Annotated in this window: 12 protein-coding genes; all 12 read left to right on the top strand. The window is 40.3% G+C overall.

All coding sequences use genetic code 11. From position 1 onward, the window contains the following. Positions 1-362: 362 nt before the first annotated feature. Positions 363-1847, top strand: coding sequence for an ABC transporter permease (locus tag IW510_RS20380; protein ID WP_202062862.1), 1485 nt, complete (start codon positions 363-365; stop codon positions 1845-1847). A gap of 12 nt (positions 1848-1859) precedes the next feature. Then, positions 1860-2534 carry an ABC transporter ATP-binding protein gene (locus IW510_RS20385; protein ID WP_202062864.1) on the top strand — a complete coding sequence of 225 codons (675 nt, stop codon included), beginning with the start codon at positions 1860-1862 and terminating at the stop codon, positions 2532-2534. Then, positions 2527-4170, top strand: a complete 1644-nt coding sequence (locus tag IW510_RS20390) for a PASTA domain-containing protein (RefSeq protein ID WP_202062866.1) — start codon at positions 2527-2529, stop codon at positions 4168-4170. The genes IW510_RS20385 and IW510_RS20390 overlap by 8 nt, the downstream gene beginning before the upstream one ends. A gap of 280 nt (positions 4171-4450) precedes the next feature. Then, a complete protein-coding gene (locus IW510_RS20395; RefSeq protein ID WP_202062868.1) occupies positions 4451-5254 on the top strand; it encodes an isoprenyl transferase in 804 nt (267 codons plus the stop codon). Further along, positions 5251-6051: a phosphatidate cytidylyltransferase gene (locus tag IW510_RS20400; RefSeq protein ID WP_202062870.1), complete on the top strand. Its 801-nt coding sequence runs from the start codon at positions 5251-5253 to the stop codon at positions 6049-6051. Before IW510_RS20395 ends, IW510_RS20400 begins: the two co-directional genes overlap by 4 nt. A gap of 55 nt (positions 6052-6106) precedes the next feature. Further along, entirely contained in the window at positions 6107-7270 is a 1164-nt protein-coding gene (gene dxr, locus IW510_RS20405; protein WP_202062872.1) for a 1-deoxy-D-xylulose-5-phosphate reductoisomerase, read from the top strand. After that, a complete protein-coding gene (gene rseP, locus IW510_RS20410; protein WP_202062874.1) occupies positions 7267-8526 on the top strand; it encodes an RIP metalloprotease RseP in 1260 nt (419 codons plus the stop codon). Before dxr ends, rseP begins: the two co-directional genes overlap by 4 nt. 168 nt (positions 8527-8694) lie before the next feature. Next, entirely contained in the window at positions 8695-10407 is a 1713-nt protein-coding gene (locus IW510_RS20415) for a proline--tRNA ligase (protein WP_202062876.1), read from the top strand. A gap of 146 nt (positions 10408-10553) precedes the next feature. Next, positions 10554-11231 (top strand): response regulator transcription factor, encoded by a 678-nt coding sequence (locus IW510_RS20420; protein WP_202062878.1) that lies wholly within the window; start codon positions 10554-10556, stop codon positions 11229-11231. 1 nt (position 11232) lies between these two features. Beyond that, on the top strand, positions 11233-12138 hold the full coding sequence (locus IW510_RS20425; RefSeq protein WP_202062880.1) for a sensor histidine kinase: 906 nt from the start codon (positions 11233-11235) through the stop codon (positions 12136-12138). Between the two features lie 80 nt (positions 12139-12218). After that, the gene (locus IW510_RS20430; protein ID WP_202062882.1) at positions 12219-12911 is read left to right on the top strand and encodes an ABC transporter ATP-binding protein; all 693 of its coding nucleotides are present in this window, start codon (positions 12219-12221) and stop codon (positions 12909-12911) included. Beyond that, positions 12908-15349 (top strand): ABC transporter permease, encoded by a 2442-nt coding sequence (locus tag IW510_RS20435; RefSeq protein ID WP_202062884.1) that lies wholly within the window; start codon positions 12908-12910, stop codon positions 15347-15349. Before IW510_RS20430 ends, IW510_RS20435 begins: the two co-directional genes overlap by 4 nt. Positions 15350-15539: the final 190 nt, after the last annotated feature.

Here is a 15539-nt window from a genome sequence, read left to right on the forward strand (position 1 = left end):
TAGAAAAAAATAGAGAGATAGCGGTTGGCGGTCTCTTAAAAAGCTCCCTTGAAGGGAGCAGCAAGTAATGAGCCCTTCTAGGGCTATTAAAAAGCCACCCGCTATGCGGGTGGATAATTACTTATGAAATTATCATTACTTTATGTAAAGTATAAATTAAAATTAAATTTTGTTTTTGTTATCATTTTATCCTGTTTTTATATTTAATGATGATTGATTTGATTCTTATTTTTTGATGATAATTGTTTTTTTTATTCTTGTTCCTTTTTGGTAGATTTCTTTGGTAAAAGCATTGTAACTCGTCTTTGATTATGGAATAATGAAGGGTAAATGGAAAATATCTACTACAAGGAGATGAAAATGTGAATTTTATAAAACGAGCCCTGTTTAGCATAGCCAGAAAAAAAGGAAAATCAATAATCTTGTTTTCTGTTATTTTTATTCTGGGTAATGTTATTGCCGGAGCGATTGCAATCCAGCAATCAACTCAAAATGTAGAAAAAAATGTTAAGAGCCAGTTAGGTGGAATGGCTACTATTGAATTGGATTATGAAAATAACCAAGATAAATTTATGGAAGAAGGACTCGTAATTGAGAATCTTACCGAAGAGAAAATCAAAAAAATCGGTGAGTCTCCATATGTAAAATATTACGATTACAATTCCGTTTCATGGGCAGAAACGAAGGATTTGAAAACAGCTTCAATGGATGAAGAAAATATGTATGGCAGCAGCGGGTTCAACCTGAAGGGCTCCAACTATCCTAAGATTCTTGATGTGGAAGAAAAAAACATCAAAGTAATCGAAGGAACTGTCTTTACACAAGATGATATTGATAATGGAAAGAATGTAGCGTTAATTTCATCGGGTGTTGCTGAGGCGAATGGGTTGTCTGTAGGAGATCAAATGGTGATTGATCGTGTGGCCAATGACTATGCAGAAAGCGGCGAAACAAAAGAGCTTTTCAAGATGGACATTCCTGTGGAGATAATAGGCATATTTGAACCGGTGACGGTTGAAGTGAAAGATGGATCAGATGATGATTCAAACAATATGGCGATGGATCAGCAACAATATTTGTCTATGGAACAAATGAATACAATCTATATGCCTAATAAAGTAGTTATTGAAAATGACAAAGCATTTTCTGAAAAATATATGGAAGAATCTCCAACCTATGCCGAATCAATGGCAGAAGCAGGAGTTGAAGATGAAACCTATGAGTACTATACGCCTGTTTACGTGTTGAAGAATGTGGATGATGTCGAAGCGTTTAAAGAAGAGACAGAACCATTGTTGCCTCCGTTGTATGCTGTAAAAGCATCAACCGATCAATACGACCAAATCGGCGGCAGCATGAAGAGTCTTTCTAAGATTTCCGTTTATGTTGTGACGATTGCTGTTGCTGCAGCCTTGTTAATTATTTCTCTGGTTGTTCTACTCTTTATGAGGGATCGTAAGCATGAGCTTGGGATTTATCTATCATTAGGAGACAAACGCAGTCATGTTATGGGACAGATTATTATTGAGATGGTGCTAATCAGCGGGATTGCTCTTGTGCTGTCATTAATCAGCGGGAACTTCCTTGGGAAAATTGTTTCTGATTCTTTATTGAACAGTGATATTCTAAGCACGGCAAATGAAGCAACAGATATGATGTATTATGTGGGTTCTTCTCTAGGTGTTTCTGATTTAACATCTGCGGATATCATGAATTCATATAAAGTAGAATTCTCTTTAGCGTACATTGTAACTTATTTAGTTGTTGGTTTAGCAACGACATTACTTTCTGCAATTGTACCACTACTGTATATTGTTCGACTGAATCCTAAAAAAATCATGATGTAGGGGGCAAACATAATGGCGATACTTGAAACCAAAAAACTGAACTACTATTATCAGGACGGTGACCAGCGCCGCTTCATTTTAAAAGATACAAATGTAGCATTTGAAAAAGGCAAGTTTTATACAATCTTAGGTCAATCAGGCTCTGGGAAGACGACGTTCCTTTCATTGATTAGTGCATTGGATACACCGCAATCAGGTCAGGTCCTTTTCAAAAAGAAAGATATCAAAACGATGGGCTATGACAAATATAGAAGAGATGCCATCAGTATCATTTTCCAAAGCTATAACTTGGTTCCTTATTTGACCGCTGTCGAAAATGTTTTAGTGGCAATGTCAATTACAGATAATAAGCTGCCTGACAATCAAAAAGAGGTCGCGTATAATTTGCTTGATTATATCGGAATCACGAAAGCCAAAGCTGATCGTCTTGTTAACCAGCTTTCAGGTGGAGAACAGCAGCGTGTGGCAATTGCACGAGCATTGTCTACGAATGTCGATATTATTTTGGCGGATGAACCAACCGGAAATCTGGATGAAGAGATGGAGCAGGAAATTGTTGCTATCTTCAAAAAGCTGGCAAGAGAGCATAACAAATGTGTCATCGTTGTTACCCACTCGAATGATATTGCAAAAGAATCGGATGAAACCTATTATCTGAAAAAAGGTGTGTTGAAACGCTATGAGTGATTTTCTGTCTAATTTTCAAGGCGGGAATTATGAAAAGACTCGTCAAGATAAACTGTATGAAAAAAATAAAGAAAAACAAAAAGCAAGTGCGGCAGCTGAGAAAAAATCGATACAGCATGAGGAGCAGTCTGATGCTCAGCCTGAGCTAGAAAAACAGGAGACTCGTCAGTCTGCAGATAAGTATGCAGATTTGTCTGTTGAAGAGCTGCTTAGAATCAAGAAGCAGGAGCGCAAGGCTCGGCAGGCTCGAAGGGAAGCAGAGGAGCAGGAAGAAGAGTTGGAGACGGCACAGCCTCAACCAGCTCAACAGAAGGCACCTGTTAAAGCTGCAAGTCCCACAAGGCAGCAGCATAAAACACAGCCTCGTGTAGAACCTCAACCGGAGCGGTCATCTTCTGTGGCACCTGGTGAGGAGCTGACTGAAATTGATCCCAGCTATCGTCGAAAGAAAATAATAAAATATATCGTATTGGCCGTTATTGCACTTGCAGTGATTATTGGCGGATACTTTACGTATTATCAGTTTACTCATGTGGAAGTTCCGGATTTTACCGGAGAAGAGCTTTCTGATGCTCGAACGTGGTCTGCTGAGAATGACGTTGTTTTGAAAGTGGAACAGGTATATGATTTTGACAAAGAGACAAATCAGATTATTTCACAAAGTGTAACGAAGAAAAAAATCAAAAAAGGGTCGGAGCTGACTATTAATGCGAGTTTGGGTCCTGATCCTGAAGAAAATATCCCATTACCGGATTTCAATACGATGGCAGCAGCTGCGCTGAAGGAATGGATTGTCACAAATAAAGCCGATAATCTAAGTGTTATTGAAGAAAATAACGAGACAAAAGCAGCTGGTGAGTTCATCAAACTTGAGATGGTCTCAAAGGATGTTACGGCTGAAACCTATAAACGAAAAGATAAAGCTAAGGTTTACTATTCTAAAGGTGCCGAAGTCTTGGAAAAGACAATTGAAGTTCCTGATTTCGCTGGGAAAACCAAAGAAGAAGTAGAGGAATGGACAAAGAAAAATGAATTGACAATCCAAGCTTCTGAAAGTAATTCAGATACAGTAGAAGCTGGTAAAGTGATTTCTCAGGAAATCGGCAAAGGAACAAAAGTGGCTAAAAAGGATAAATTCCCGGTAGTGATTTCCATCGGAAAAGCGTATGTTGTTCCTGATTTTTCTCATCTAACAATGGAGGAAGCGGAAGGAAATGCAGATAATGTATCTGTGAAACAAATTTACAATGATAATGTCCCGTATGGCGGGTTCATCAGTCAGTCTGTTGAAGCCAGGCTAAGCTTTAAGGAGGCAGAACGTCCTGCTATCCAGCTAGTTTATTCTATTGGTAAACCATTCATGAGAGATTTAAGAAACAGTACCCTTGAAGGAGAAATTCAAAAAGTATTTTATGAAGAGTATCAGTCAAAAGGGGCTGGAATTACGTATCAAGTATATTATGTAGATTCAGCTGTAACGAAAGGCACGGTTGTCGAAATGAGCCAGTACAATGAGTTTGTTGCGACAAACGCGGTAATTCGACTAGGCGTCAGCAGAGGGAATGTACAGAATCAAGATGCGGCTGCAGACAACAACACGCCGCAAGCGCAAGATGGGAACACAGATAACGAGTAATTATCCGTTGTGTTCTACCAACGTATGAAGCAATAATGAAAAAGCTGAAAAGCTTTGGACGCTTCTTAGGAGAAGTGAAGTGGAGTGGTTGAAGATTCAACTGTAGAGGAGTGTTGATAATCAGATGCAATGAGTCTGATAGGGCAAGCCTTTGCAGTCGATGTCAATCACTCCTTTTCATTTTCTTAACAATTGAGAAAAATTTGCTCTTTGCATAGGTTTTTCTGAAAGTTATTGATATAATAGGTGAGATAGATTCTAAAATTGGAGGGAAAAATGTATGTTTCGTTTTTTTCCACAGAAAGACAAATATATACAAGAAGAGTACGAGTACACTTTTGATAAAGAAGGAAAGATTCCCAAGCACATAGCAATTATTATGGATGGCAATGGACGCTGGGCGCAAAACAGACGTTTGCCGCGAATTGCAGGGCATAAAGAAGGGATGAACACGGTTAAGAAAATAACCAAGCATGCCAGTCATTTAGGCGTGAAGGTTTTAACCCTGTATGCTTTCTCTACGGAAAATTGGAAACGCCCATCAGAAGAAGTAAACTTTCTGATGCAGCTGCCGGTAGATTTTTTCGATACTTTTGTTCCTGAGCTAATCAAAGAAAATGTTCGTGTTGAAGTGATGGGCTATAAAGAGTTTTTACCTTCGCATACCCAAGATGCTGTAGCACGAGCAATTGAACAAACGAAAGATAATACAGGAATGGTTCTTAATTTTGCCTTGAACTACGGCTCAAGAGCGGAAATTGTTACAGCGATACAGGAAATTGCTGAAGAAGTAAAAGAAGGACGGCTGGAGCCGCAAGCGATTGATGAAACAACTGTTTCCAATCATTTGATGACGGCTTTTCTAAAAGAGGAGCTGCGAGATCCTGAGCTGATGATTCGTACAAGCGGAGAAGAACGAATCAGCAACTTTTTATTATGGCAGATTGCCTATAGCGAGTTCTTTTTTACAGATGCGTTATGGCCTGATTTTGATGGCGCATTATTGGAAGCAGCGATTGCTTCATTCCAGAATAGAAATCGAAGATTCGGTGGACTAAAAGAGGATAAGGAGGAGAACAAATGAGACAACGTGTCATCACTGCAGTCGTTGCATTAGCCTTGTTTATTCCAATCATCGTTTACGGAGGGATAGCAGTAGAAGTGACGGCAGCTGCCTTAGCGGTAGTTGGTGTCTATGAGTTATTTAGAATGAAGGGACTTGAGGTGCTGAGCTTTGAGGGGATTGTTGCATCACTTGCAGCAGTAGTCCTGATTCTCCCGAAAGAGCGCTGGTTTTTCTTTTTACCTGAGAAAACAGATAATTTTATGCTTTTCTATTTTATGGTCATGATATTATTGGGTGCCTTAGTTGCATCAAAAAATACGTATAGTATCTCTCAAGCAGGGTTTCCTGTAATTGTCAGTTTGTATGTTGGTGTCGGCTTCCAGAATTTTGTTGCGGCAAGAAGCTCCGGCTTAGTGGTTTTACTTTACGCTTTGTTTGTTGTTTGGGCAACAGATATCGGGGCGTATATGGTTGGGAGAAAGTACGGGAAAAGAAAACTGTTTCCTGCGGTTTCACCGAACAAAACGATTGAGGGTTCCATTGGCGGTATTTTATCTGCGGTTGTTGTTGCAGTTCTCTATATTGCTTTTGTACCTGGAAAAGAAGCCTTTACGTATGAGATGCCAGTTATGATTGTACTGACAATTATTTTCTCAATGGTTGGTCAATTTGGTGACTTGGTTGAATCGTCTATTAAGAGATATTACGATGTTAAGGATTCAGGTAAAATTCTTCCGGGACATGGCGGGATTTTGGATCGCTTTGACAGCCTGCTTTTTGTTTTTCCGATCATGCATTTGCTCGGACTGTTTTAAAACCAAGGAAGGGAAGGTGCGAAAACTCTGACCGTTCAGAGTTTTTCTTTCTACTATGAAGAAAATAGCATTATTAGGAGCGACAGGCTCTATAGGAACCAGTACAGTGGATGTGGTCACTGCATATCCCGACCGTTTTCAAATTGTTTCCCTGACATTTCATTCAAATGTGACAAAGGGAAAAGAGCTGATTGATTTACTCTCTCCGGCATATGTTGGCGTAGGCTCTGAGAAAATCAAGGAAGAGCTGGAGCAACTTTATCCAACCATTCGTTTTGGTGTTGGTGAAGCAGGCATGATTGAAGCCGCTCAGCTTCCGGAAATTGATGTTGTTCTGACAGCTGTAACGGGAAGCATAGGCCTACATCCTACACTAGCAGCTATCGAGGCCGGGAAAGATATCGCTTTAGCTAATAAGGAAACACTGGTTATGGCCGGTGAGTGGGTTATGGCTGCTGCGAAAAGAAACAATGTATCGATTTTACCAGTTGACAGTGAGCATTCAGCCATTTTTCAATGCTTGGAAGGCCAGCATTCAGCTGCAAATGCTAAAGAGTTGGTTATTACAGCTTCCGGTGGGAGCTTCAGAGATTTGTCTCGTGAAGACTTGAAGTCGGTAACCTTGGAACAAGCGCTAAATCACCCTAACTGGTCAATGGGTGCAAAAATCACTGTGGACTCTTCTACAATGGTCAACAAAGGCCTTGAAGTCATTGAGGCTCATTGGTTATTTGATATGAGTTATGATAAAATAAAAGTTGTTTTGCACAAGGAAAGTATTGTTCATTCAATGGTTGTTTTTCAAGATGGGGCCTACCTTGCCCAATTGGGTCCAAGCGATATGCGAGAGCCGATTCAGTATGCGTTGACTTACCCCGAAAGATTGCCTATAAAGAATGAAAAGGACTTTGATTTGACGCAAATCAGTCAATTAAATTTTGCTGAAATGGATATGACACGTTTTCCAATGTTGAAGCTTGCATTTACTGTAGGTAAACTTGGCGGCGCTTATCCAACTGTTTTCAACGCAGCCAATGAGGTTGCTGTAGCTGCTTTTATTGCAGGAAAGATTTCCTATCTGCAAATTGAAGAGCTGATTGCTAAAGCTGTTGAGTCTCATAAAGAACTACAGCCAGTTACATTAGACAATGTTATTGCTGTAGATAAAGAAATTCGTAAAACTGTAGAAAGCTGGATAGAGGAAGAAGGAAACTTATGAAAACAATCATTACGTTTATTATCGTCTTTGGAATTCTTGTTCTTGTACATGAATTCGGTCATTTCTTCTTTGCAAAGCGCGCGGGAATTTTGGTTCGCGAGTTTGCTATTGGGATGGGTCCAAAGATTTTTTCTCACCAAGGAAAGGACGGTACAGCGTACACGCTAAGAATCTTACCGGTCGGCGGTTATGTTCGTATGGCCGGAGCCGAAGAGGACGAGGTGGAGCTGAAGCCTGGGATGATGCTGTCGCTGGTCGTCGATGAGGAGAATAAGGTAGTAAAAATCAATACAAGCAAGAAAATCCAACTCCCCAATAGCATTCCAATTGAGTTGTTGGACTATGACTTGGAAAAAGAGCTGTTTATCAAAGGCTATGAAAATGGTGATGAGTCACAGGAAATAACATATCATGTGGATCACGATGCTAACATCATTGAGCCTAACGGTGTTGAAGTACGAATTGCACCGGTGGATGTTCAGTTCCAGTCAGCAAAGCTTAGTCAGAGAATGTTGACAAATTTTGCCGGACCGATGAATAATTTCATTTTGGCATTTATCTTGTTCACGATTGGTGTGTTCATGAATGGTGGTGTCACTGTAACTGATACCAATAAAGTCGGAGAGATTCAGCCAGGTGGTGCTGCAGCTGCAGCCGGTCTGAAAGAAAATGATGAAATTCTTTCTATTGATGGTGAGAAAATCACAGATTGGCAGAGTATGATTACCGTGATTCAAGAAAATCCGGAAAAGGAACTTGATTTTGAAGTAAAACGTGATAACAAAACTCAAACGATCACTGTTACTCCGGAAGCGGATAATTCAGATACTGGAAAAATCGGAGTCGCAGCCCCCAAGAAGACTGAGTTGACAGATAAGCTTCTCGGTGGTTTTACAGAAACAATCAGTAATTCCACTATGATATTTAAAACGTTGGGCTCATTATTTACCAATTTCAATTTGAATAAATTGGGTGGACCTGTAATGATGTATCAGATGTCTTCTGAAGCATCGAAAGCAGGAATTGAGACGATTATTTTACTAATGGCTATGCTATCTGTGAACTTGGGTATTGTGAACCTGCTGCCGATTCCGGCATTAGATGGCGGTAAATTGGTTCTGAATATTTTTGAAGGAATTAGAGGGAAACCGCTAAGTCAGGAAAAAGAAATGATTATTACGCTGGTAGGTGTCGGCTTTATCATGGTGCTGATGATTTTAGTGACTTGGAATGATATCCAACGTTTCTTTTTCTAATATGATATTCAGCAATTGATGGGGAACCCCACGTACTCTTTATATGAACAATCAAACCTAAATAAGTGTTTAGTAAGGCAGAGAGGCGTCAAGAAGGGAACGACTTGACCACAAGTTTATTGGGAAACTTGATAAGTCTATCTGCTTTTCTTACAAAGGAGAATTTTAATGAAACAGTCAAGAATGTTAATACCAACTTTACGGGAAGTACCAAATGATGCAGAGGTATTGAGTCACCAGATGCTGTTGCGAGCGGGCTATGTCCGTCAGGTATCTGCAGGAATCTATTCATATCTGCCATTAGCAAATCGTGTACTGGAAAAGCTGAAGACGATTATGCGTGAAGAATTTGAAAAAATCGGAGCAGTAGAGATGCTGATGCCTGCGCTGCTTCCCGCTGAGCTTTGGAAAGAGTCCGGAAGATATGAGACATATGGTCCAAACCTATATCGTTTGAAAGACCGGAATGAACGAGAATACTTATTAGGACCTACCCATGAAGAAACATTTACTGAACTGATTAGAGATGAAGTTAACTCATATAAAAAGCTTCCTCTAAACCTATACCAAATACAAACAAAATACCGTGATGAAAAACGTCCTCGTTTTGGCTTGCTTCGTGGTAGAGAGTTCATTATGAAGGATGGCTATTCTTTCCATGCAACAGATGATAGCTTGGATGAGTCTTACAAAGATTATGAAAAAGCATATTCTGCCATTTTCGAGCGCTGCGGTTTGGAGTTTAGAGCGATTATTGGTGACGGTGGTGCAATGGGCGGAAAGGACTCGAAAGAGTTCATGGCCATTTCAGATATTGGTGAAGATACGATTTGTTATTCCACAGAAGGTGATTACGCAGCCAATCTGGAAATGGCTTCTAGTCTGTACTCTGCCAAAAAATCTCACGAAAGCCAACAGGAGCTGGAAAAAGTAGCAACACCAAATGTTGCTTCAATTCAGGAAGTGGCTGACTTTTTTGAGGTAGAACCTCAAAAAATCATTAAATCTGTATTATTCATTGCAGATGAAGAACCAGTAATGGTTCTTGTTCGCGGAGACCACGAAGTCAATGATATCAAACTGAAGAACTTCCTTGGGGCAGATTTCATGGAGGAAGCAACTGAAGCAGATGTGAAGAAATATATCGGTGCGTCATTTGGTTCGATTGGTCCTGTGGGCTTAGCAGAAGAAGTGAAGCTTTATGCGGATCTTCATGTTCAGGATTTGGGGAATGCGATTGCCGGTGCGAATGAAACCGACTTCCATTTGAAAAATGTCAATCCTGAGCGAGACTTCAACCCAATCAGTTACGAAGACCTGCGCTTTGTTCAGGAAGGTGATCCGTCCCCTGATGGTAATGGTGTTCTAGCCTTTACGAAAGGAATTGAGATTGGTCATATCTTCAAGCTGGGAACACGCTACAGCGAATCTATGGGAGCTAACGTACTAGATGAAAACGGTAGAGAGACTCCTGTAATCATGGGGTGCTACGGTATTGGTGTGAGTCGTCTTCTGTCAGCAATCGTTGAACAGAATGCTGATGAAAATGGCATTAACTGGCCAAAAGGAATCGCACCATTTGATCTTCATGTTGTTCAGATGAACATCAAGGATGAGTATCAAACGAAGCTTGCTCAAGAAGTTGAGCAAACCATGAACGAAGCCGGCTATGAAGTGCTGGTTGACGATCGTAATGAACGTGCGGGAGTGAAATTTGCGGATGCTGATTTAATCGGCTGTCCAATTCGAATCACTGTCGGTAAGAAAGCTGTTGACGGTGTTGTAGAAGTCAAAATCAAGAAGACAGGAGAAATGCTGGAGGTTCGTAAAGAAGAGCTTGCAAGCACACTCTCTATCTTATTGAATACTGAAACAGAATAATGAACGAGCAGTCCAAATCATTCTATAGTGGTTTGGGCTGTTTTTTTACCTAGTCATGAAAATCTTGGAAATGATTTATCAGGTTAGCTTTCGAATTGACCTTTTTTCAGTATAATGATAGTAACCAATGAAATGAGGGCATACAAATGAAAAAAATTTTATTAATAGAAGACGATGAGCATTTACGTCGAGGAATTTCCTTTACTTTGGAGCAAGAAGGTTATGTAGTTATCAGCCATGATCGGGTAAGTGGTGCAATTGAAAAACTAAAAAACGAACAGCCTAGCTTAGTCATTTTGGATGTCAATTTACCTGATGGCAACGGCTTGGAGCTGTGTAAGGCTATTCGAGCAATCAGCCAAACGCCGCTCTTCTTTTTGACAGCGCTGGATATGGAAACGGATGTTGTAGCAGGACTAGCTGTCGGCGGGGATGACTATATCACTAAACCATTTTCGTTAGCCATTTTAAAAGCAAAGGTGGCTGCTGTTTTCCGTCGGGCAGAGTCTTATGAGCAAAAAGTTATTGTTCCACCCTTTACGCTCAATATAGAGCGTAACTGTTTATTGAAAAATGATAAAGAGGTATTGTTGAGTGCAACAGAATACCGTATCGTCAGCTATTTCATCAAAAATCGAGGAATTGTTTTAGAAAAGGAAAAAATCCTTAGCGTGTTATGGGATGAACAAGGGAAATTTATAGATGAGAATACTCTTTCCGTTAATATTCGAAGAATTCGCTTGAAGATTGAAGATGACCCTCAAAAGCCAAAATACATCAAGACAATCAGAGGTATAGGCTACATCTGGGAAAAGGAGGGATGACATGCTGATTTATGCTGTATTACTTGGTACCGTGTGTATGCTAATGTTGCTTCTATGGAAAAACAAGAGCGCATATGAAGAAGAGCTGGAGAAGGCAACAGACCTATTAGAACAAGTAATCCAAGATGATTTCCCTTTTGAAGCGTTGCGCTATAAAGAGGGACAGGAGGATAAGCTTGTCTTCAAAGCGATGAGAGTAGCTGAAATCAATAAAAGATACGCTGAAAATGCTGCGGCAGAGCAGAAGAAAACGCAAGAGCTGATTGCCGATATTTCCCATCAAATGCGGACACCTTTATCAAGCATCATGATGTACACAGAATTGATGGCAGATTCTTCGCTGCCTCAAAAGGAGCATGACGAATTTCTGAATCGTATCACACTAAGTTCAGAAAAGTTATCGTGGCTGATTTCCGAGTTTATTACGATTTCCAGATTTGAAGCAAAATCGATGCAGCTGCAAGCTGAAAGCGGACTGTTGAATGAAACTGTTTATCAAGCAATTGAGATGAATAAGGAACAGGGGAAAAGGAAGCATATCCGTTTTCATTTTGATGCTCAAACACAAATAGAGCTGACCCATGATATTCGGTGGACGAGGGAAGCAATCAGTAATGTATTGGATAATGCAGTAAAATATGCCTCTGAAGAATCAGAAGTGACGATAGAAATTGAGAAATTAGTTTTTTATACCAGAATACGAATTGTCAATGTTGGACAGACACTGTCTTCCTCAGAGCAGCTTCAAGCATTTCAAAAATATTTTAGAGGAACGAATGCGAAAACGAAGGATGGGGCTGGGATTGGGTTGTATCTGGTTAAGTTGATTCTTGAGGAGCAAGGCGGCTATGGCATTATTGAATCCAGAAGTAATAAAACAGCGGTATCTCTATTCTTACTAAACTGAAAGAAAGAGAGCTGGCTTTGTCATTATAAAGTAAGCTTCCTTGCTTATACTAGGTTTGTAAGCAAGAGGAGGAGAAAGAAATGGAAATAGTAGAAGTAAATCAATTAGTGAAAACATACGGTAGTAAAGAAACTCAGGTACATGCGGTTGACCATGTCAATCTGGTGATTAAGAGTAGAGAATTTGTTACAATAGTCGGCACATCCGGTTCTGGGAAAAGTACTTTGTTGAACCTATTAGGCGGGTTGGATCGTCCAACAGAAGGGTCCGTGAAAATTGCCGGGAAAAATCTTGAAGCCATGAATGAAGAGGAACTGACAATTTTCCGCAGAAGAAATGTCGGCTTCATCTTTCAGAATTATAACCTTGTCCCTGTTTTGAGTGTCTATGAAAATATTGTCTTACCGATTCAACTTGATGGCAACAAAATTGATGAGCCGTTTGTAACGAGCATTATTGAAGTATTAGGTCTTTCCGGTAAGGAAGATTCATTGCCATCAATGCTTTCAGGCGGGCAGCAGCAACGAGTTGCTATTGCTCGAGCACTTGCCTCTAAGCCGGCAATCGTTCTGGCGGATGAGCCGACAGGGAATCTGGATAGTCGGACCAGTCAAGATGTGTTGGGACTGCTAAGAACAACTGCAAAGAAGTTCAATCAGACGGTAATCATGATTACCCACAATGATCAGATTGCACAATTGGCAGACAGAGTCATTCGTATTGAAGACGGGAAACTCGCCGAGATTCAAGTGACCGGTGGTGACTGGTCATGAGGGAGCAGCGAAAGGCGATACATAATTTATGGGTAAAAAGCTTTATCAGTAATAAGCGCAGAAATGGGTTTGTGGTTTTGGCTATTCTTCTGACAACTGTATTGATTACTGCTGTTATCAGCTTAGGTTCTAGCTTGATTGAAGCGAATGAACAGCAGACGCTTCGATATGTTGGAACCGTAGCAGATGCAAATATGAATGATTTGACCGATGAACAGTATGATTTAGTTAAGAAATATGATCAGTTGGAAGCTTATGGGCAACAGAGAACAGTGGGAGATGTTGAAGACCCTAACTTAACTAAAAAAAAGCAGCAGTTGATTCTTCACTGGTATAATGAATCCGAATGGACTAATCTTCGAAAAGAAGCAATTACTGATTTTACTGGTGCTTTTCCCAAAAAAGAGAATGAGATACTTGTTCCCTTATCTGCATTATCTATGTTAGGAATCAAAGAACCGAAGCTTGGAATGACGATTCCTTTGACAGTCCGGATTAACGAAGAGGTTAGAGAGCAGGAGTTTGTTTTATCCGGGTATTACAAGGAGTATGTTACACATCGAGTGACATCTGATCTCAGTTATATTTTAGTCTCTGATAGCTTTTCAGAGCGATACCCGGACCCGGAAAAGAAAAATACCGTGTCTGTAAAGTATAAGCAAGGAGATGTTTTGGAGCAAAACAAGACATTGGCAAAATACCTTAAGCTGTCAGGCTATCAGGAAATTCAGTCGACATTTAAAGAGCCGTCTCAAAATAAGACAACTGTCTTTTTAGGCATTGGTTTATTTGCCTCGATTATCTTAGTTTCCGGTGGCTTACTAATCTATAATGTTCTGTACATTTCAATCGCAAATGATATTCGCTTTTTCGGTTTATTGAAGGCAATTGGCACAACAGGAAAGCAGCTCCGTAAAATAGTCATTAAGCAAGCGTTGCTTCTGTCTGTAGTGGGTATTACGGCCGGACTACTACTTGGTTGGTTCCTATCCTATTGGCTGGTCCCTGTGGCATTGAAAGCAACAACCTTTGCTGACGCAGTGGTTGTTTCTACAGCACCATGGATATATATCAGTGCCGGCACGTTTGCTCTTATGACAACACTTATTAGCTCAATCAAACCGGCTGGTGTAGCTGCCAAGGTGCCTCCTGTTCTGGCCATTCAATATGTGGAAACAACAGTTAGGCTGAAAAAGGTTCGCTCGAAAGCCGGTGGAAAGCTGTATTTGATGGCATGGAGAAATATCTTCCGCGATAAAAAACGTGCGCTGACTGTTATTCTTTCGATGTTTCTAGGCATCACTTTATTTATCAGTGTGAATTCAGCAATAGATAGTATGAATTTCGAGCAGATCGTTGTCAAAGATTTGCCCTATGATGTGGATATCAGTATGATTGTTCAATCATCGACTGCAACCGGTGAGGGCGAAGATGTACTTGCTGCAATTGAAAACATAGATGGTGTCTCAGACGTGCATGCCTACTTGTATGAGCCGATTTTGGTCGATTATGATAAAGAAAAATTTTCTGGCTTTATCGATTCTTACAATGATTATTTCAAATACGGTCGACATGAGCCAAGTGAAGTGAATCAAGAGAATTTTATCGGAAAGCTTGTAGGAATAGATACGAAGGAAGTGGCTGAATTGATGAAGGAATCTGGCGAAGTTTTTGATGAAGCCGGGTTCAAAAAAGGAGAATTTGGGTTGGTTCAAACAAATAACCCAGAAGATTTTTCTGAAATACCTGTATTGGCGTTTACGATGTTGTCAGCAAACAGTCGACAGTCTATCCCAATTGGTGGCGTGATTGCTAATGACTATCTCGGACTTCAGACAGACGGTGGACCAGTCCTCTATATGGCCAAAGAAGCAGCGAATATGTTCCCGAACGCGGATTTGCTTTCGGTAGCGTTTAACATTGAGAGTCAGAAGGAGGAAGGGATTATTCAGCAACTGAAAGCGATGATTGATGAACAGCCAAACTTCAAAATCATCACGAAAAAAGATATGCTGAAACAGGCAAGAGAAGAAATCATGACCTTTCGCTTGTTGGGAAATACGTTAGCAATCGTTCTGGCATTGATTGGCCTATTGAATTTTGTAAATATTATTACCACAAGCTTGATAGCGAGAAAGCAAGAGTTTGCAATATTAGAAAGTATTGGTATGACGCGTAAGCAAACAAATCAGGTACTTGCCTTTGAAGGCTTCTACTATGCCGCAATTACTAGTGTGCTAGTAGCAACACTAGGTTCCATAGTAACGTTTGGCCTGTTTCAGGTTGTGAAAAGCGCAACACCGATGGCCGTGTTTACCTTCCCGTTTGCAACGATGGGTGTATCGCTGTTGTTGATTATTGGGATATGTATAATGACACCGTTGATTGTAATGAAGCTCTCCGTTCGTCAGGAATTAGCAGACAGAATCAAAGCATGACGAAAATAGGTTGAGGGTTTTAATAGATTTTAATAAAAGGTACTGCAAGCGCTATGGACGTCTTAATCCATAGCGGGCGGTACCTTTTCAGCATGAATAAAAAGAATAAATGATAAAAAGAGGTCGCAACACCAGAAAGTCTCATTTTTAAAATAAGAGAGACAGAGCCTTTGAAAGCGAGACTTTAATG

Source organism: Enterococcus sp. BWR-S5, from assembly GCF_016745255.1.
Lineage (GTDB): Bacteria > Bacillota > Bacilli > Lactobacillales > Enterococcaceae > Enterococcus_L.

Coding starts and splice junctions, on each gene's coding strand:
- IW510_RS20420 (WP_202062878.1), top strand. CDS start 10,554: ATGAAAAAAATTTTATTAATAGAAGACGATGAGCATTTACGTCGAGGA.
- IW510_RS20430 (WP_202062882.1), top strand. CDS start 12,219: ATGGAAATAGTAGAAGTAAATCAATTAGTGAAAACATACGGTAGTAAA.
- IW510_RS20415 (WP_202062876.1), top strand. CDS start 8,695: ATGAAACAGTCAAGAATGTTAATACCAACTTTACGGGAAGTACCAAAT.
- IW510_RS20385 (WP_202062864.1), top strand. CDS start 1,860: ATGGCGATACTTGAAACCAAAAAACTGAACTACTATTATCAGGACGGT.
- dxr (WP_202062872.1), top strand. CDS start 6,107: ATGAAGAAAATAGCATTATTAGGAGCGACAGGCTCTATAGGAACCAGT.
- IW510_RS20390 (WP_202062866.1), top strand. CDS start 2,527: ATGAGTGATTTTCTGTCTAATTTTCAAGGCGGGAATTATGAAAAGACT.
- IW510_RS20435 (WP_202062884.1), top strand. CDS start 12,908: ATGAGGGAGCAGCGAAAGGCGATACATAATTTATGGGTAAAAAGCTTT.
- IW510_RS20400 (WP_202062870.1), top strand. CDS start 5,251: ATGAGACAACGTGTCATCACTGCAGTCGTTGCATTAGCCTTGTTTATT.
- IW510_RS20425 (WP_202062880.1), top strand. CDS start 11,233: ATGCTGATTTATGCTGTATTACTTGGTACCGTGTGTATGCTAATGTTG.
- rseP (WP_202062874.1), top strand. CDS start 7,267: ATGAAAACAATCATTACGTTTATTATCGTCTTTGGAATTCTTGTTCTT.
- IW510_RS20395 (WP_202062868.1), top strand. CDS start 4,451: ATGTTTCGTTTTTTTCCACAGAAAGACAAATATATACAAGAAGAGTAC.